Origin of the sequence: Aliivibrio sp. A6 (assembly GCF_028765505.1) — a bacterium.
GTDB classification, from domain to species: domain Bacteria; phylum Pseudomonadota; class Gammaproteobacteria; order Enterobacterales; family Vibrionaceae; genus Aliivibrio; species Aliivibrio finisterrensis_A.
On record NZ_JARACR010000016.1, the window covers coordinates 37,725 to 54,405 of the forward strand.

Annotated in this window: 20 protein-coding genes and 1 pseudogene; 6 read left to right on the top strand and 15 right to left on the bottom strand. The window is 35.1% G+C overall.

From position 1 onward, the window contains the following. Positions 1-18: 18 nt before the first annotated feature. The 4 genes from PVK70_RS10915 to PVK70_RS10930 all read right to left on the bottom strand — a co-directional run bounded on the left by PVK70_RS10915 (position 19) and on the right by PVK70_RS10930 (position 3,180). Positions 19-315, bottom strand: a complete 297-nt coding sequence (locus PVK70_RS10915) for a hypothetical protein (RefSeq protein ID WP_130043335.1) — start codon at positions 313-315, stop codon at positions 19-21. Between the two features lies 1 nt (position 316). Then, complete coding sequence (locus PVK70_RS10920) at positions 317-712, bottom strand: hypothetical protein (RefSeq protein WP_130043334.1); 396 nt, start codon at positions 710-712, stop codon at positions 317-319. A gap of 89 nt (positions 713-801) precedes the next feature. After that, the gene (locus PVK70_RS10925; RefSeq protein WP_130043333.1) at positions 802-1,329 is read right to left on the bottom strand and encodes a hypothetical protein; all 528 of its coding nucleotides are present in this window, start codon (positions 1,327-1,329) and stop codon (positions 802-804) included. 453 nt (positions 1,330-1,782) lie between these two features. Next, positions 1,783-3,180, bottom strand: a complete 1,398-nt coding sequence (locus PVK70_RS10930; RefSeq protein ID WP_130048248.1) for a BspA family leucine-rich repeat surface protein — start codon at positions 3,178-3,180, stop codon at positions 1,783-1,785. Between the two features lie 256 nt (positions 3,181-3,436). Here PVK70_RS10930 and PVK70_RS10935 point away from each other — a divergent pair, with 256 nt between their 5' ends. Further along, complete coding sequence (locus PVK70_RS10935) at positions 3,437-4,204, top strand: hypothetical protein (RefSeq protein WP_130048249.1); 768 nt, start codon at positions 3,437-3,439, stop codon at positions 4,202-4,204. A 33-nt stretch (positions 4,205-4,237) separates the two neighbouring features. On the opposite strand, the gene PVK70_RS10940 is transcribed toward PVK70_RS10935, so the two are convergent. The 7 genes from PVK70_RS10940 to PVK70_RS10970 all read right to left on the bottom strand — a co-directional run bounded on the left by PVK70_RS10940 (position 4,238) and on the right by PVK70_RS10970 (position 10,457). Further along, on the bottom strand, positions 4,238-5,851 hold the full coding sequence (locus PVK70_RS10940; RefSeq protein ID WP_130043330.1) for a hypothetical protein: 1,614 nt from the start codon (positions 5,849-5,851) through the stop codon (positions 4,238-4,240). Positions 5,852-5,906: 55 nt separating this feature from the next. Next, on the bottom strand, positions 5,907-6,275 hold the full coding sequence (locus PVK70_RS10945; protein ID WP_130043329.1) for a hypothetical protein: 369 nt from the start codon (positions 6,273-6,275) through the stop codon (positions 5,907-5,909). A gap of 141 nt (positions 6,276-6,416) precedes the next feature. After that, positions 6,417-6,593, bottom strand: coding sequence for a hypothetical protein (locus PVK70_RS10950; protein WP_165366795.1), 177 nt, complete (start codon positions 6,591-6,593; stop codon positions 6,417-6,419). A gap of 373 nt (positions 6,594-6,966) precedes the next feature. Beyond that, the gene (locus PVK70_RS10955; RefSeq protein WP_130043328.1) at positions 6,967-7,269 is read right to left on the bottom strand and encodes a hypothetical protein; all 303 of its coding nucleotides are present in this window, start codon (positions 7,267-7,269) and stop codon (positions 6,967-6,969) included. 4 nt (positions 7,270-7,273) lie between these two features. Next, positions 7,274-7,648 carry a hypothetical protein gene (locus PVK70_RS10960; RefSeq protein WP_130043327.1) on the bottom strand — a complete coding sequence of 125 codons (375 nt, stop codon included), beginning with the start codon at positions 7,646-7,648 and terminating at the stop codon, positions 7,274-7,276. Between the two features lie 30 nt (positions 7,649-7,678). Then, entirely contained in the window at positions 7,679-8,236 is a 558-nt protein-coding gene (locus PVK70_RS10965; RefSeq protein WP_130043326.1) for a hypothetical protein, read from the bottom strand. 199 nt (positions 8,237-8,435) lie between these two features. Further along, positions 8,436-10,457, bottom strand: coding sequence for a recombinase family protein (locus PVK70_RS10970; protein WP_130043325.1), 2,022 nt, complete (start codon positions 10,455-10,457; stop codon positions 8,436-8,438). A 51-nt stretch (positions 10,458-10,508) separates the two neighbouring features. Between PVK70_RS10970 and PVK70_RS10975 the strand changes: the two are divergent. The 5 genes and pseudogenes from PVK70_RS10975 to PVK70_RS10995 form a co-directional block, all read left to right on the top strand. Next, positions 10,509-11,210 (top strand): annotated as a pseudogene (locus PVK70_RS10975) (dicarboxylate/amino acid:cation symporter); the annotation flags it as partial. 157 nt (positions 11,211-11,367) lie between these two features. Then, entirely contained in the window at positions 11,368-11,913 is a 546-nt protein-coding gene (locus PVK70_RS10980; protein WP_130048250.1) for a septation protein A, read from the top strand. Between the two features lie 155 nt (positions 11,914-12,068). Continuing rightward, positions 12,069-12,416: an acyl-CoA thioester hydrolase YciA gene (yciA, locus tag PVK70_RS10985; protein WP_242504788.1), complete on the top strand. Its 348-nt coding sequence runs from the start codon at positions 12,069-12,071 to the stop codon at positions 12,414-12,416. Positions 12,417-12,520: 104 nt separating this feature from the next. After that, the gene (locus PVK70_RS10990; RefSeq protein ID WP_130048252.1) at positions 12,521-12,823 is read left to right on the top strand and encodes a YciI family protein; all 303 of its coding nucleotides are present in this window, start codon (positions 12,521-12,523) and stop codon (positions 12,821-12,823) included. A 73-nt stretch (positions 12,824-12,896) separates the two neighbouring features. Then, on the top strand, positions 12,897-13,298 hold the full coding sequence (locus PVK70_RS10995; protein ID WP_130048253.1) for a GspS/AspS pilotin family protein: 402 nt from the start codon (positions 12,897-12,899) through the stop codon (positions 13,296-13,298). An 88-nt stretch (positions 13,299-13,386) separates the two neighbouring features. Here the strand turns inward: PVK70_RS10995 and PVK70_RS11000 are convergent, their stop codons facing one another. The 4 genes from PVK70_RS11000 to hisF form a co-directional block, all read right to left on the bottom strand. Continuing rightward, positions 13,387-14,352, bottom strand: coding sequence for a class I SAM-dependent methyltransferase (locus PVK70_RS11000; protein ID WP_130048254.1), 966 nt, complete (start codon positions 14,350-14,352; stop codon positions 13,387-13,389). Beyond that, on the bottom strand, positions 14,349-15,035 hold the full coding sequence (locus PVK70_RS11005) for a TIGR01621 family pseudouridine synthase (RefSeq protein ID WP_130048255.1): 687 nt from the start codon (positions 15,033-15,035) through the stop codon (positions 14,349-14,351). The genes PVK70_RS11000 and PVK70_RS11005 overlap by 4 nt, the downstream gene beginning before the upstream one ends. 108 nt (positions 15,036-15,143) lie before the next feature. Then, positions 15,144-15,764 carry a bifunctional phosphoribosyl-AMP cyclohydrolase/phosphoribosyl-ATP diphosphatase HisIE gene (gene hisIE, locus PVK70_RS11010; protein WP_130048256.1) on the bottom strand — a complete coding sequence of 207 codons (621 nt, stop codon included), beginning with the start codon at positions 15,762-15,764 and terminating at the stop codon, positions 15,144-15,146. Next, the gene (hisF, locus tag PVK70_RS11015) at positions 15,761-16,534 is read right to left on the bottom strand and encodes an imidazole glycerol phosphate synthase subunit HisF (protein ID WP_130048257.1); all 774 of its coding nucleotides are present in this window, start codon (positions 16,532-16,534) and stop codon (positions 15,761-15,763) included. The genes hisIE and hisF overlap by 4 nt, the downstream gene beginning before the upstream one ends. Positions 16,535-16,681: the final 147 nt, after the last annotated feature.

Here is a 16,681-nt window from a genome sequence, read left to right on the forward strand (position 1 = left end):
TTTGTTGTTTGTTGTTTGTTAGATAATCTCAATATCAGAGTATTTATTGATTAAACGCTGAATGTCTTCGATGTAATTTTCATAAATTGAACTCACATACTCTTCAACTTCAAAATCTTCATCGTCATAATCATAAGCTGACATAATTTCTTCGGAATATGATTCAAATTCAAAGTCAAAATCAACATCTTGTAGTCTTACACTCGATATCGCTAACTCAACAACATAGTTATAAAAAAGTTGTTGGGACTCTTTAAACTCTTCATAATCGACAATCTCAATATTGTCATTTTTGTCTGTTAGTTTAATTTTCATATTATTTATCCTCTATTTGTTTTAATCTTTGTTTATGCTCATTTTGCATAGCTTCGAACCATTCGCTAACCTGATCTTTTTTTGACTGTTTTTTCCACCTTCTGACTGCCATTTTTGTTATTTCAATATCAAGCAATTCTTCTAAAATATTTAGAAGTTTTGACCTTATAATTACACCCATCAGCAATTGTTTTGAATCAATATCAAAAGCGTTATAAACAACGCTTACAACATTGTGCAGTTCATTTAAATCTGATTTAGATATGATTTCTTTATCATCAACTAATTTGATAAAATGATTAACAACAGCTCTTTGCTCACTTTCAAGACATTTAAGTTCTTCAAAATATTCTAATGTTTCTCGAAATCCAGATAGATCTTTTATTTTTAAATTCATTGTATTTATTCCTCTTTAAGTTTTGTTTAGATGTAGCTTGCCCCTGCCAGTTTTTCAGACATACAAAAGGGACGTTGTTTAAGTATTTTTTAGCTTGCTAACTGCAACTCAACTTTTTTCGCTCGAATAGACACAAACATCTTTGCTAAACAAACAAGCTTTGCTTCTTCTATCAGTTGCGAGTGTCTGTCTTGGAAGTAATCAGCATAATGATTCACGATTACCGCAAGGGTTGTGTATAGCAATGGATCAGGTCTGCAAGCTGGACGATTTGAGCACATTTCTACGATCATTTGAGCGTAGCAATGCTCAGTAAGCGAGTAGTCGTTTACTGTCGATTTGAAACCATTAAAGAGGATTTTTTGATAAACGTTATTCTCAGCATAAGCTTTGTTAAGCATACCAAGAACAAAATCAATTAGCTGATCTTTGCTCGATAAAGTCAAAGATTGTGAGACAGCGTTTCTAACGACTTTTGAGCCGTTGACGAAAGGATTGTAGTTCAACATTAAATCATCAGAATTCATTACATAGTAAAGATGATTCAGCTCTCTGATTTCTTCATTCAAGGAATCAGTAATGTTTTGTAGAGCTTGTTGTAGTTTTTTGTTTTGCATTTTCTTTCTCCTGTTTTATGCAGGGAAAGAACAAAAGTTCCTGTTGGTTAAGTTAATACTTTATACGTGTTTTTTAGTAATCTATATACCAATTGACTATCTATAAAAGTTTCTGTTAAAAGTTTTCCATTTAGTTTTTGTTCTGTTCCGATTTGTGCTGAGAATAATGCCTGGAATTTTTGAAAAAGTCAATAGAAAAAACTTGACATTAAACCCAAGGTGTGATTTAAAATAAAAATTCAATATTTTTTAAGTTATTGAGTTTTAAGAACATTTTATTGCTTTTATACCGAACAAAGCATAAACACAGCCAAAAACAGGTTAAAACCAATTTTTTGCAATGTGATTTGCATCACGTTTTTAGGTCATGAAAATAAATTCAACTTTTTTATTTTAATACTATCAGACACAAAAAAAGCACAAATAATGTGCTTTTTTAGTTTAATAATGATTTTAAAATGGTGATTTAGCGGTGTTATGAATTGGAGAATTAAAATCAGCATATTCAACATTAGCTCCATTTGCGATTGTCCAACCACTTATGTCTTGATTAAAAGAGCTTGCACTACTGAAAATAGACCCAAAATTCGTTCCTTTTGAAACATTCCATTTACTAATGTCTTGATTAAAGTCATATGCTTTGAAAAACATACTCGCAAAAACTGTACCATTCCCTACATTCCAGCCACTTATATTTTGATTGAATTTCACTGCTTGACTGAACATACCCCTGAAATTTGATACATTCTCTACATTCCAATTGTTTATATTTCCATTGAAGCGTTCTGCTGCGTAAAACATATCTAATAAATTTTCAGCATTCGACATATCCCATTTTGACAAATCTTGATTAAAAGAGCTTGTTCTGTAAAACATTCGAGAAAAATTCACTCCATTCTCTACATTCCAGTTGCTTATATCTTGATTAAAAGATGTATCTAAGAACATATTGCTAAAATCAGTAATACCCTTTGTGCAGACGTTCGTCACATCATCACCATTCGCAATCATTGCATCTAATTCGACTCTTGTAAGCTCTGTTTGTGTATCACAAGCATTTTTTGGCGCAGAAAATGGTGATTTCGCTGTGTTGTGGATCGGAGAATTTATATCAGCATTAGTTTTCGTTGCATATTCAGAGATTGCCCAACTACTTATATCCTGATCAAATGCGGTTGCATCACTAAATATAGAATCAAACTTTCTTACCTTTGATACATTCCAACTACTTAGATCTTGGTTGAATGATGATGCACCTGCAAACATTGAACTAAATCGAACACCATTGGATACGTTCCAATTGTTTAATTTTTGATTGAATGAAGTAGCACCAGAAAACATAAAACTGAACTCTTCCCCTTTTGATACATTCCAGCCACTTATATTTTGATTGAATGATGTTGCATTATTAAACATATATGTAAATCTTGTTCCTTTTGATACGTCCCACTTACTTAAATCTTGATTAAATGATACTGCATTGCGAAACATACCCGTAAAACTCGTTCCTTTTGATACATTCCAACCACTTATATCTTGATTGAATGCCGATGCATCGATAAATGTAGATGTAAAATTTATTCCATTCGACACATCCCAATTGCTTATATCTTGATTAAATGTAGTGTTGTAGTCAAAAAGTAATGAAAAATCTGTTATGCAACTTGTATTTACTTTTGTCACATCTTCATTATTTTTTATCATTTCAACCAGATCTGTTCTTGAAACACAAGCCGTTGGTGTTTCTAATTCTTGATTACTTATTGTGCTATGAACAACAGCAACAAACGCAGCATTCGCATTTAGCGAAACTACTGAAAGCAGTGATAGTGTTAAAAGATTTAATCTCATTCTTATTCTCCATTTTTAATTATTGTTTCTTATAATATTTATTTACAACAAATATTTTTTATTCAATAGAGATTTATTAAATATTTTTTAGACTAACAAATATCACTTTAAACAAGGTCTTTTACTTTTGAACTTTTTCCATTTTTGATGAAAAAATGTATAGCAAAAAAAGCATAACTCTTTTAGAAAATTGAAAGTTATATTAAAAATGGTATAGATATTATAGCAATCACAAAAACTATAATGGAGTATCTATATGAATAAACAACAACTATCAAACTTAGTGCAATACATACATATCAAGCAACCTGCAACAAAAGAAGAAAATGATCGCTTAAATCAATTTATCTGCTTAGCTTCTGGCTTTAAATATCAAAGCTTGCTTAAAATTACTGCTAATTTTTCACTGTTAAACAAACAATACTTACAAGCTTATGCTGCTGATAAATATTCAGAATCGACAAAAAAAGCATTAGAGAAAAGAGACAATTTCTATAATAAAATGGTCGATATGTTCATTAAATCTTTTGGCATTGATTTAACTAAAAGCGAAGATCTGACAATTGAAGAAATTTGGAAAGCATTACAGAAGAAGCACAGTCGCTCAGTAGTGATTAAAAGAGTCTTTTTTGAAGAGATTCATCAATCCTTGACGTTTTTTTTAGAACACGATGAGCTTAAAAACGAGTTAATGAATGAATTCAGAAACGTTGGCTTGAAGCCTCGTTCAGTCGTTGCGCTTATTAACGCTCTGACGATTGACGACAAGCCACAATGTTCAGAAGCATATAAGCAAGCTTACTTGGTCTTAGAAGAGCAATTGCAAAGACACTATGAAGAAGTGTCGGTGCTTGAAAGGGGTAGCTGTAAAATGCGATTAGATAGTCTTGTAGAGAATTTGATTCAGTTAAATCAGTTCAGAAACGTTGAAGAGAATTTCAATCTTAGACAGCTTTACTACATACCCGAAGTAATGTTGATAAAAGCGTGTATGAGCCAAGCATTGAACAAAGTTACAGTATAAAAAAAGAACAGGTTTGAAACCTGTTCTTTTCATTTATCTACGTTGTCGATTTCGACTTCTACGATCTTGTTTTTGAGAGTCGTTTTTTTGTTGTTGCTGTTCAAGTGCATTATCTACATCATTTTCAAGCTCTTTCAGTAATTCAGCATCGTGATCCACTACTTGCGCTACTTCAAGCACTTCTTCTTGTGCTTGTTCAACGGTTTGCTCTGGCTCAACCTCATCATTTTTAACGTCTGACTGATCATCATCAATTTGCTGTTTTTCAACATTTAGACGCTCATAATAAGCAAGCTCACCTTCATCACTGTATGTCGGTGATGGTGCATTTTCTTGCACTGGCAATTCGTCAAAATCAGTCTCTTGGTTCTCGAATGTTTGTTCTTGCTGAACGTCAGAATCTTCATTAACTGGTTCACTCGTGAAATCAAAACCATCATCAAATTCAGGCGGTTCTTCATAAGCGTTGGATGAATCTTGAACTGGTATTGCAGCTTTTTCGTTTAGCTCATTAGCAAAATCACTCATCTCTTGCGAAACAACTTCATTCTCTTGCTCTACATCGCCTTGCGATGTTTGTTCTGGTTGAAATTCTGGTGATTCAGTGTCGCTTGTTGGTTCAGATTTTGGCTCTTCTACAACGTTCTTTTCTGTTTGTTTAGACTCATTTTCAATAGCTTCAACAGGAACATCAATCGGTTTTCCGATTTGTAGAGAGTTATCAAGTTCTAACTCTTGATTAACTACTAAATCTTGTTTTTGTAGTTCTTTTAGAGCTTCTTTGTATGCTTTTGGCACTCCAAAGCCACAACTAATTTTTGAAATATCATATCCATCAGCTTTTAACTCTTTCCACGCTTCAACGACATTTTTAAGCGTCTCTTCATCTTTTGGAGCGTTGTTTAATACAGGTGGTTTTACATTGGCGAACATTGATTTAATCTGTTTAACCGAAGCGTCAGCACCAGCACTCGCATTTTTATAACCGCCCCCAATGGCTTTTGTGTAAGTCGCAAAGGTGTTTGAATCTGGATCAAAAACACGCTCTTTAAGCACACCTTGCTTTTCAAAAGACAAAGACTCTTTCAGCTTCTCACGATACTCTTTTTCCCACTCATCGTATTTTTTTATTTGCTGTTGAATTTCACTATCACTCTGATTCTCTGGTTCAGCTTTTTTAAGAGGGTTTACATCATTAACACCAGAATAATCAACAAATTGCTCTTCATCAGAATTACCAATAACCAGATCATTTTGTTCATCATTCGTAGCTTCATCAGTTGCTTTAAAGTCGTTAATTTTTGCAGGGTTAAACTTCATCAACGTCTTATCTTGATCTAAAACGTCTTGGTCATTTTGAGCTACAAAAGCCTTTTGTTCAGCGTCTTGAAAGTCAATCACTTTGTCTTGTAAAAGCTCATTTGCTTCTGCTGGCATTTGAAGATAGTTCTGTTCTTGGTCTAAAAATATCTCAGGTCTAATATCGTATTTTGAACATTGGTTGAAAAGCTCATCAACAAACTCTTCATTAGATTCAAAGTTTTGTTGGTTCATATTCACTCTCAATGAGTTCAAATCAGAAGGTCTTTGCTTCAAAGATTCTTCTGTCTTTTGGATTTTGGTTTTTGTGTATTCTTCTCTATTCATTTAAAAATTCCTTGTTTTTCAGTTGTTAAGCACATTTCCAATTTTTGCAAAAGTGCTATTGTAAATCGTCCAATATTAGTTCAGTCTCATAAAGCTCTTGCTCATTCCAGTCGATTGAAGCCATTTCAGAATCAGCTTTAATCACCTGTTCGATAGCTCTTTGTTTCACCTTCCTGTAAAAGCTTGTTGCTTTTAAGTTCTGGTGAAGTTGGTGCAACTCTTCTTGATCAATCAATTCATAATCTGAATCGTGTTCAATCATTGAATTATCTTTCGTCATTAACTCATAGCCGTTAAGCATTGTTAGACTCAATACAAAAGTCTCTTCATCAACTATAAAATGAAACTCTTCATAGTCTAAATCGTAGTCAATAACGTCAATAAAAATGTCGTAATCTTTGTTAAAAACCTTACTGTTAATCATATAAATATTTCTCCTTAGTTATACTATATGTGATATCAAAAAAATAAGATTTTGCAAATCCAGATACAAAAAAAGAAGCAATTAAGCTTCTTTCTTTGGAAATATCAAAAAGGAGTTTTTTCAATATTTCTTGTTTAAAAGTTATCGTCTTGGTTTAAAGCTATTCCTTGCTTTTGGCAACTTTGACTTAAACTTCATTTCTTGATTCTCAAACTTAACCCCATCGGCAAGATCATCAAGTGTCATTTCTTTCTTTTCATTGATAAATTTTAAATCTTCGTGATTAAATTTTATCTCTTTATTATTTATGTCTTTCATAGTAATAACTTCCTTGTCATGTATTCAATAAAACATATTAAAAGAAAAATGCAAGAGTAAAACGAAAAAATATTTTAATGCTATTTTCTATAAACGTGAGATTAAATCTAATTTTTTGAACCTTGTCTTTACTCAACAATATTCAAGCTGGCGTTTGTCCTACGCAGAAAGATACGCATAACTTTACAACAAACATTAGAAACAACGGAATGAAGGGAAAAATCAAACATAGAACAATAATAATTATATTATTGTGATTCTTCACGCTCTTATGAGCGTGTCTTCTGGATTATTTAAGATTGCGAGGGTTGTTGTTGTGGGTTTGATGTGGGTTATTCATAAAAAATGATAAGCTTTTGCTTATCACTTTGTTTTATTCATTGTCATTGTTTGAACTTTGATTTGCAGATACATTCATAAAAGCATTGAGTGCCAAATCAGCATTTTCATAAATCATTTTCTTTTCTTCATCGCTCAACTTTTTTGCGTTTGGTAAGTTATGACTTACTTCAAAGACATTGTGCTTTGATTCTACGTAAGAGCTACTAACTGAAATATTGAAAAACATATTTTGTGTAATATATATACAAACTAACATCAAAAAAACTGGCAGCAGAGAAGTTAAACAATCTTTCGATAAATCAGAATTAAAAAATATTTTCATACTTTCGCTCATAGAATTACTCACTTTTCACTGAATTTTGTTTTAACAATAACACTACTAAACAAAGACCGAAGTAGCAGTAAACTAAGATAAATGGCTTATATATAGCTGTCGTGATAAGTTCAGCACTAAACATCGTTATAATCCCCGTTATCAGCATCAAAGCGTTAGCGCATACAGCTTGATAAAACTCCTTACCTTTTTGCTTATACTCCATAGCTTGAAGCGTCATAAAGACACTGGTTAAGATATACATAAACATAAGAATCATCAAAGCTATGGCTAAGATTGGTTCTTGCACAGCAAGCCATTCAATTGAACTTTTACTTGCTACTGTGTAGATAGATATTGATACTGCCATTAGGTTTAATAAAATACTTTTTATACTCATTTTTCTATTCCTCTCTTTTAATTTATTGTTTTATAAAAATAACTCTGCAATAACGACAACTACACACAGCATCACTAATGCTTTTTTTAACTTACTTAGTTTGTTGATTTTCAATGTTTCAATTTGCTTTTCAACACGTTCAATTTCTCTTTTCAAATACTCTTGTTCATTATCGAAATTTGCATAAGAAAAGGCAGTATCACAATCATAACTTTCAGCTTCAATCTCATTAGATAACTCTTTGCTTAAAGACTCTAACAACTGTTCAACTTCAACTCTTCTATTCATTAAAATATCAAGTTCAGCTTCTTTATCATCTATCAACGATTTTGTTTTAGACACTATGTTTCTTATACCCAAATCTTTAACTAATCTTTCTAAATCATTCACTTCGTTGATTTTTGATTTGATTAAGTAATAGTGTTGATAGTAGTTATGAATCTTGTCAGCTTCAAAGCTTGAAACACTCTCTTGCTCTTCAAACAGATCAACTTTGTCTTTCAGTTTTTGATTTTGAAGAATGTAATCATTTATGATTTTTTGTTCACTTTCGATTTTAGAAAGCAACTCTTTTCTTTGTTTTTTCATTCTAAATTTCCTTCTGCATATATGATTTATGTATCATTTTTTATGCTTTTTTCAATATACATTGAATGAGATATCACAGAGGGACAGCAAGAATGCTTTTGTTGCGTGGTTTTGATGAATGAGATTTTTTATAGAGTGGCAAAATTCTAAAAAAAATAACAGGTATAAAAAAGGCACTTATGAAAGTGCCTTTAAATTATCAAACAAAGATTTGATCTGACTGTTCGATTTGCCTTTTTATTTTTAGGTATTTCGCTGGATTTTCTTGATAGAATTGTGCCATTTTTTCAACTGGCGGGTATTTTTTGCTCTCTAATCCTTCCAGATAGTCTATTGGTAAAATTATTGTAGTTGTATAATCAATCGAATCTTTAACTGTCTCTGTTTCTATCACAGGTAAAATATCAAACAATTCTTCGTTTTCAAGCTTGCGATCAACAGGAATAAATCTTGAATAACCATCAAAAAAGTCAACTTTCAAAAGATTTCTTCCAAATGGATTGTCTGCGTCTTTTTTATTGATCAAGTTCATAGATTTGATTATCTTTTTCAATTCTATATTTAGTTTTTCCCTTTTTTCAACATCTCTTTTTTCAGACACAACATCTATCAGTTCGTAAATCGAATCATTGGTATCTATGCTATTCTTGTGTCGCATATTGATAGCTAATATATCGCTTTCAATAGCTTTCATCTGATCTTCATACATTTGAATTCGTAGTTCTTTTTTGGAGTAATCGTGTTGAACTTTTTCAAGCAATGATGGAATCGTAATATTAGATATATTGTTAACCAACTGTTCAATTTCGACTTGTACTTGTGATTTTAGTAGATTTATTTGATATTGATCGTGCCGTAGTCTTGTCAGTTCTTCCATGACAGCACTATCGTCAACTTGATACCCAAGCACTCGTCCAATGTTAATGTTTCTGCAATAACTCAATAGATTATGTTCAAAAAACTCAACACGGTACGTATACGCATCACATTTACCTGATCGAGAATAACTACAAACTAAGTTTGCGTGTCTGCCTGAACGTTTATCATCATTTACTACATAGCTATATCCACATTTAGGACACTTTAAAATCCCTTGCGCAATGTTTGCTACTCGCTTATTTGGTTTTGTATTTGATTGCTTTCTTTCACCCATCATCTTTCTTAACATAAGAAACTCAATCTCTGTCAACAATGCAGGGTAAAATCCTTTTGCCGTATAAACAGGGATACGCACCTTTTTCCCTAATTTTTTTCTATCATACAGCCCTTGCTGAACATCCTTTTCTGTTGGGTAATAGTCTTTATGAAAGATCAGATTTCCAATCAATGATTCATTACTATCATCTGTAAGAACCTGATAAAAAGTGTGTGTTTGAAAACCTTTTTTTGTATCTTGTTTCTTTGAAAACTCGACTTTGAATTCGCCCTTAGTTATAGCATCATTTAAACGTCTGATTGACGAAGTTAGACCGTATCCATCAAGCATTCTTTCTAAGAAAAACTTCATTGCTTTTCTATTTTCTTCTATAAATTCAAAACCTCGATTATCTGGCTTCGGTTTAAGCCACCAAGGACAAGTTTTTGTCGGGTTTAAAGGATAATTCAGACCACCTCTTTGATCCTCAGTCAAATCGAAATAATCAATGACTTCTTGGCGTTTTTTCGACCAGTTTTCACGATGTCGCATTTCTTTCATTCGGCTCTCATTATGTGATCGAGAAAGCGTGAGAAGCGCAGAAAACAAGTCCAACATTCCCATATCTGATTTGAGTGAGTTCAAGGAATAGATTTTTTGTTCATTTTCAGCCACAACTACGATGTTGCAGTATTCAACCAAATCTAAGAAAAGCTTGTTTGCAGTATGCAGATCTGAACGTGTTAATCGGTCAAGGGATTCTATGAAAAAGAATGTGTTTATCTCGCCCTTCTCGTTATACACTTTTGGAAGTTCACCACCTTTAAACAGGTTTATCAGTTCTGATAACGAACCTTGCGTCATGTTTTTGCCACGGTATGCTGACACACCACGATCTTTCAGAGATATTATATCGTTGAGTGGAACACCATGTGTTTCACAAAAATCAATTACATACCTTTGGGTCAATTCATCTTGTCGATACTCTGATAAACCTTCTTTTTGTATGCTTGTAGAAAATCGTGTGTAAGTGATCACTACGGGTTTAACGTTCGATACCACTACTGCTAAATCATTGAGTCTCATATTTAAACTGACCTAAATGTTTCATTGTTTCGAACATAATACCGCTATAATCTTCTTTTTACTATTAACAAAGTGATGATCATCGCCCCTATTGGTGTATTTGGCTTAATGGCGGAAGCAGTTGGTACTTTTGGTTTCGGCGCGCTAATGGTCGTATTTAAACTCTTTATGGTTTATGTTGCCGCTATTTTTGTGTTTGGTTTTATCGTTTACCCGTTAATGGTAGGCCTATTAACTAAAACCTCAGCCAAGAAATTCCTTCTTGCAATGAAAAAGCCACAAGCCGTTGCACTATCTACAGCCTCTTCAATGGCTACACTGCCAGTAACAATGGAAACCGTTGAAAAAGACCTAGGTGTTCGTAACTCTACAGCTTCGTTTGTTCTGCCATTAGGTGCAACAATCAACATGTCTGGTAACGCTATTTACTACGGCTTAGTGGCTATCTTCTTTGCTCAACTATTCAACATTGATTTATCAATTGGCGCTTATGTTGCGATTATTGTTACCTCAACGCTAGGCGCTGTAGGTCAAGCTGGCGTACCAGGCCCTTCTTTCCTTGTTGTTGCGGTTCTGCTTGCTGCAGGTATTCCAATCGAAGGTCTACCACTTCTATTCGCTCTAGACCGTATCTTTGACATGATCCGTACCGCGCTTAACATCACTGGCGATGCCGCCTGTGCGGTAATTGTTGATGCTATGGTTGAAACGACAGAAATAATAGACACACCTATTGAAAATAAAGAAGCGTAACATTCGTTCTCTTTAAAAGAAAAGGCCAAATCATATGAGTTGGCCTTTTCTTTTTCTATCTATTCCGCAAAAATGTAACAAGCAATTTTTAGCGATTCCCTCCCTTCTAAATTTTCGATACACTCGCTACATAATTAATTATTGGCTCAACCTATATATGAAACAGATTTTAGATTTTATTCCACTGATCATCTTCTTCACGCTATACAAGATGTACGATATCTACACAGCAACAGGTGCACTAATCATTGCGACTGCAGTGCAGCTAGTCGTAACTTACGCCCTATACAAAAAAGTTGAAAAAATGCAGCTTATCACTTTCCTTATGGTGACTGTATTTGGTGGGATGACGATATTCTTACATGATGACAACTTTATAAAATGGAAAGTTACCATTGTTTATTGTGTATTTGCAGCAGGTTTAATCGTTACCCATATTCTTGGTAAACCAGTAATTAAAGGTATGTTAGGCAAAGAGGTGACATTACCTGATGATAAATGGGCAAAGATAAATCACGCATGGGTACTGTTCTTTACGGTTTGTGCGATTGCTAACTTGTACGTTGCATTTGAAATGCCACTTGATGTATGGGTTAACTTTAAAGTCTTTGGCTTATTAGGCTTAACTTTCTTATATACTCTATTTACAGGTATGTACGTCTATAAACACATGCCAAAAGAGAAAAAAGAAGAACAAGAATAGCTAAAACGATAATGATTAAGCCGTGTATACAACACGGCTTTTTTATGTGCTAAAATCGGCTTAACTTCATTTTAGTTGTATTGGAAACCACTTTGACAACCCCAGCTCACTTTGGACAAGCCCCTAAAGGCCAACTGCTTCTTCGTACTCTCTCTATGCCCGCTGACACCAACGCGAATGGTGATATTTTCGGTGGTTGGATTATGTCACAGCTTGATTTAGCTGGCGGTATTTTAGCGAAAGAGATTTCTGGTGGTCGTATTGTCACTGTTTCAGTATCAAGTATTACCTTTAAAAAACCCGTAAAAGTAGGTGATGTTGTTTGCTGCTACGGCGAATGTGTAAAAATTGGCAATACTTCAATGTCAATTAATCTTGAGGTATGGGTTAAGCCAATTAAAGAACACGGTGTTGGCGATCGCTTTATGGTTTGTGACGCCACTTTTAATTATGTTGCGATTGATTCGAGTGGAAAACCGCGTCCAATCCCTAAAACTGCGTAGTTATTAGAATTTTTCTGATTAATTCATAAAAAGCTCTGGTTTATGGCTAGAGCTTTTTTTATGATGGCTATATCAATGATGATACAAAATAAAAGGACTCAATCATGTGGTATGTAATTTTTTCTCAAGATGTTGAAAACAGCCTAGAGCGTCGTTTAAGTGTTCGTGAAAAACATCTAGAACGTCTTACCCTGCTGCAAAATGAAGGTCGTTTATTAGTGGCAGGGCCAATGCCTGCAATCGACTCAGAAAACCCAGGAGAAGCAGGCTTTACTGGTTCAACCGTAATTGCTGACTTTAATTCATTAGAAGCCGCTCAAGAGTGGGCTAACAATGACCCATATATTGATGCTGGGGTTTATGCAAATGTTATCGTAAAACCATTTAAAAAAGTACTGCCCGCTTAATTTCCTGTTTAAACATGATCCATTACTCTATTCATGTTTATAACTCACTTGTATTTAACTAAAAAGAATCACAATGAAAAAACTTATTCTTACTGCGTTAAGCGCTATTCTGCTTTCAGGTTGTGCTTCTAACGAACAGCAACAAAAAATAGAAATGTTGGCAGACTATCGTGCCAGTATTCTTGCCAGTACCCTTCCACTAGAGATGGGACAACTCACCTTAATTCAAGTAAAAGAGAAGCAAGGTGTCGTTGAAATGATCTTTTTAGACAGTGGCGCTGGTGAAATGAGTACTAATCAAATCATTGAAAACAGTATCACCACTTATTGTAATGATAAAGAAATTCGCCCTGTACTAGAAAAAGGCGTTTCTTATCGTTACCTAATTCGTAATTCTCGTGGTCAAAAACAAAACGATATTTTTGTTAATGAACAGTCGTGTTTAGATCGCGAACAGATGAACGAAGGAAAATAAAATTCATACCGACAGGTAATAAAAAGCCCTCTCACTAGTCATAACATAATGAGAGGGCTTTTCTAAATCTATACTTCGACCTTACAACCTAACGCGTAAAACGCATCACTTTTAAGCCGCTTTCAGGATTAATATCTGCAAACTCTGGCGGGTTATCTAAACGCTCTACAAACTTCAGCTCTGGCGCTTCTTCAGCCATACCATCAATTAAGAAATCAGTAGAAACCGCTGGTGAATTCACACAAGCTAATACTTCACCCGTTTCACTCAATAAGCTTGGTAAACGGCGTAAGATCTTCTGATAATCTTTGGTTAATGCAAAGCTGCCTTTTTGGAAACTTGGCGGATCAATAATGATCAAATCATACAAGCCTAATTTCTTAATCTTACCCCACGATTTAAAAATATCATGACCCAAGAATTTAACTTTAGACAGATCATGATCATTTAAACGATGGTTATCACGACCACGGCTCAGCGGTCCTTTCGCCATATCTAAATTAACCACTTGAGTCGCGCCACCCGCAATTGCAGCAACAGAAAAGCCACACGTATACGCAAACAAGTTTAATACCGATTTACCTTCACTGTGCGCTTGAACCCATTTACGACCATAACGCATATCTAAAAATAGCCCCATGTTCTGGTTCTTTTTAAGCTCTAGCTGATATTTCAAACCATTTTCTACAGCAACAGGGAAAGTCTCTTCACTGCCCCATACGACTTGAGTTGGTGCTAACTCTTGATAACGATGTTGCAATAAAATGGCTTGGCCTTTGGCATTTTTCCATGTATCAGATCCGGCAAACACGTGTAGCTTTGATTCTAGAGCTTCAACAAAAGTAGGCTCTTGCTCTTTAAATAACGCCACCACTAGTTGACCTTGAGAGCTCTGACTTTGAGAACCCTGACCTTGAAGCCAATCAACGGTAAGCTGTTCTAAGCCTTCAAAGCACTGACCACGGCCATGAAATAAACGACGAAGCTCATTCTGTGGTGTTGCTAGCTGTGCTTCTAAGTGAGTAAATAACGTATCTAATGCTTCTATCTTCATGATTTCTTCTTAATCTCTGGCCAAGTTAATGTCCACGGTGTTTGCCACTGCGCTAATCCTGCTTGAATGATGTTATCTTGCCATTCATCGCCTTGTTTTGGGACTTCTACAAATTCAAACGCTTGCTCTTGATAAGTAAAGCGTAAAGCATACGCATGAAGATAACCACGATCTGCTTTAGATGAGCTATAAATTGAATCACCCAAAATACCCGAACCGACACTCTTTAATGCGACTCGAATTTGATGAGTTTTACCAGTATGAGGCTTACATAAAAACAGGCGATTGCCACTATGTGCAGCCGTTGAGAAAAACTGAGTAATTGCAGGGTTTTCTTTACTGTTGATCAGCTTCCATGATGCTCTACGTGAACGTTCCATATCGCCAATAACCAGACCTTGTTTTTTCTTAGGCTTTTTATCACCAATAGCGAGGTAATATTTTTCAACCAAACGCTTTGCGAACAATTGTGATAATTCACTTGCAGCAGACTGATTACGACCAATCAGCAATAGCCCTGACGTCATCTTGTCTAAACGATGAATTAAATAAAGCTGCTTATCACCAGTAACTTTAGCCAACTCAATCAATAATGAGGTTTCACCATCATCTTTATGAACACTGATGTTTGGGTGCTTATTTATAACAAGAAAATCTGAATTTTGATAAAGGATATCGAACATTGGCGCTCCTAAAATTGAGCGCAGAGTATAGCGAGGATGGTATCTCAATTCCAATAAAAACGCCGATCAGATGACCGGCGTTGAGTTATTATTTGTAATTAAAGAGGCTTACTTATGGCGTTCTTTCAGTTTATTGATCACATCATCGAACGATAGACCTTGATCTTGAAGCAGAACAAATAAGTGATACATTAAATCGGCTGATTCACACACTAACTCCGCCTTGTCACCCGACGTCGCTGCAAGCGCGACTTCAACGCCTTCTTCACCAACTTTCTGCGAAATACGTTTGGTGCCACGGGCATAGAGACTTGCTGTGTAAGATGAGTCAGGATCAGCATTCTTACGCTCGGCAAGTAGCTGTTCCAACTGATGAAGCCACACCAATTGTGTTTCTTCGGCTTTATCACCATCCCAACACGTAGTGGTTCCTGTATGGCACGTTGGACCAACTGGGTTTACTTTAATAAGCAGAGTATCGTTATCGCAATCTAGAGAGATATTCACCAGATTTAAACTGTTCCCCGACTCTTCACCTTTGGTCCATAAACGGTTTTTAGTGCGAGAGAAAAATGTGACTTTTTCTGTCTCTAGCGTTTTCGCCAAGGCTTCTTGGTTCATGTAACCCATCATCAATACTTGGCTTGAACCAAAATCTTGAATAATAGCAGGTACTAAACCATCCACTTTTTCCCAATCAATTCGTGTTGCTAATTCTTGTTGGCTCATCGGCGTACCTCTACATCCTGTTCGGCTAAATATTCTTTCAATTCACCAATATTGATGATTTGTTTGTGAAATACTGACGCTGCTAACGCACCATCAACATTGGTTGTTTTATAAGCATCCGCAAAGTGAACCATTTCACCAGCACCACCTGACGCAATTAATGGAACATGGCACACTTCTCGTACCATTTTCAATTGTTCTAAATCGTAACCATTACGAACACCATCTTGGTTCATCATGTTTAATACGATTTCGCCTGCTCCACGCTTTTGAACTTCTTGCACCCAATCTTTGGTTTCCCATTTGGTTGCTTTGGTACGCTCTTCATCACCAGTAAATTGATAAACTTGGTATTTACCCGTATCTTTATCAAAGTAAGAGTCAATACCCACGACGATGCACTGAACACCAAATTTATCGGCAAGTTCTGTGATAAGTTCTGGGTTCGCTAATGCAGGAGAGTTAATTGATACCTTATCAGCACCAAACTCTAAAATCTTCGCCGCATCTTCTGCCGTTTTAATACCACCTGCCACACAGAATGGAATATCAATCACTTCAGCGACGCGTGCAACCCAACTTTTATCTACTACGCGACCATCACTTGATGCGGTAATATCATAAAATACCAACTCATCGGCACCCTCTTCAGCATAACGCTGCGCTAAAGGAACGATATCACCGATGATTTCATGATTACGAAATTGAACGCCTTTTACGACTTGCCCATCTTTAACATCAAGACAAGGAACTATTCTTTTAGCTAGCATCTAGCACCTCACCAATAAGCTTTTGAAATAACACTCGTTAACTCCATTTAATACGTTCAAAGCCTGTAAGAAATCAGCAAATATCAACTTGAGAAATATGAATTACAACAGTATGTTTGTTTTATCATATTTAAAACTGAATATCCG

What these genes read in the sequence shown, in the direction of transcription:
- PVK70_RS10945 (WP_130043329.1), bottom strand. Translation starts at nt 6,275, where the DNA reads ATGATTAACAGTAAGGTTTTTAACAAAGATTACGACATTTTTATTGAC.
- PVK70_RS10920 (WP_130043334.1), bottom strand. Translation starts at nt 712, where the DNA reads ATGAATTTAAAAATAAAAGATCTATCTGGATTTCGAGAAACATTAGAA.
- PVK70_RS10965 (WP_130043326.1), bottom strand. Translation starts at nt 8,236, where the DNA reads ATGAAAAAACAAAGAAAAGAGTTGCTTTCTAAAATCGAAAGTGAACAA.
- PVK70_RS10970 (WP_130043325.1), bottom strand. Translation starts at nt 10,457, where the DNA reads ATGAGACTCAATGATTTAGCAGTAGTGGTATCGAACGTTAAACCCGTA.
- PVK70_RS10980 (WP_130048250.1), top strand. Translation starts at nt 11,368, where the DNA reads ATGAAACAGATTTTAGATTTTATTCCACTGATCATCTTCTTCACGCTA.
- PVK70_RS10955 (WP_130043328.1), bottom strand. Translation starts at nt 7,269, where the DNA reads ATGAGCGAAAGTATGAAAATATTTTTTAATTCTGATTTATCGAAAGAT.
- PVK70_RS11005 (WP_130048255.1), bottom strand. Translation starts at nt 15,035, where the DNA reads ATGTTCGATATCCTTTATCAAAATTCAGATTTTCTTGTTATAAATAAG.
- PVK70_RS10960 (WP_130043327.1), bottom strand. Translation starts at nt 7,648, where the DNA reads ATGAGTATAAAAAGTATTTTATTAAACCTAATGGCAGTATCAATATCT.
- PVK70_RS11000 (WP_130048254.1), bottom strand. Translation starts at nt 14,352, where the DNA reads ATGAAGATAGAAGCATTAGATACGTTATTTACTCACTTAGAAGCACAG.
- hisF (WP_130048257.1), bottom strand. Translation starts at nt 16,534, where the DNA reads ATGCTAGCTAAAAGAATAGTTCCTTGTCTTGATGTTAAAGATGGGCAA.
- PVK70_RS10990 (WP_130048252.1), top strand. Translation starts at nt 12,521, where the DNA reads ATGTGGTATGTAATTTTTTCTCAAGATGTTGAAAACAGCCTAGAGCGT.
- PVK70_RS10925 (WP_130043333.1), bottom strand. Translation starts at nt 1,329, where the DNA reads ATGCAAAACAAAAAACTACAACAAGCTCTACAAAACATTACTGATTCC.
- PVK70_RS10915 (WP_130043335.1), bottom strand. Translation starts at nt 315, where the DNA reads ATGAAAATTAAACTAACAGACAAAAATGACAATATTGAGATTGTCGAT.
- hisIE (WP_130048256.1), bottom strand. Translation starts at nt 15,764, where the DNA reads ATGAGCCAACAAGAATTAGCAACACGAATTGATTGGGAAAAAGTGGAT.
- yciA (WP_242504788.1), top strand. Translation starts at nt 12,069, where the DNA reads ATGCCCGCTGACACCAACGCGAATGGTGATATTTTCGGTGGTTGGATT.
- PVK70_RS10995 (WP_130048253.1), top strand. Translation starts at nt 12,897, where the DNA reads ATGAAAAAACTTATTCTTACTGCGTTAAGCGCTATTCTGCTTTCAGGT.
- PVK70_RS10950 (WP_165366795.1), bottom strand. Translation starts at nt 6,593, where the DNA reads ATGAAAGACATAAATAATAAAGAGATAAAATTTAATCACGAAGATTTA.
- PVK70_RS10935 (WP_130048249.1), top strand. Translation starts at nt 3,437, where the DNA reads ATGAATAAACAACAACTATCAAACTTAGTGCAATACATACATATCAAG.
- PVK70_RS10930 (WP_130048248.1), bottom strand. Translation starts at nt 3,180, where the DNA reads ATGAGATTAAATCTTTTAACACTATCACTGCTTTCAGTAGTTTCGCTA.
- PVK70_RS10940 (WP_130043330.1), bottom strand. Translation starts at nt 5,851, where the DNA reads ATGAATAGAGAAGAATACACAAAAACCAAAATCCAAAAGACAGAAGAA.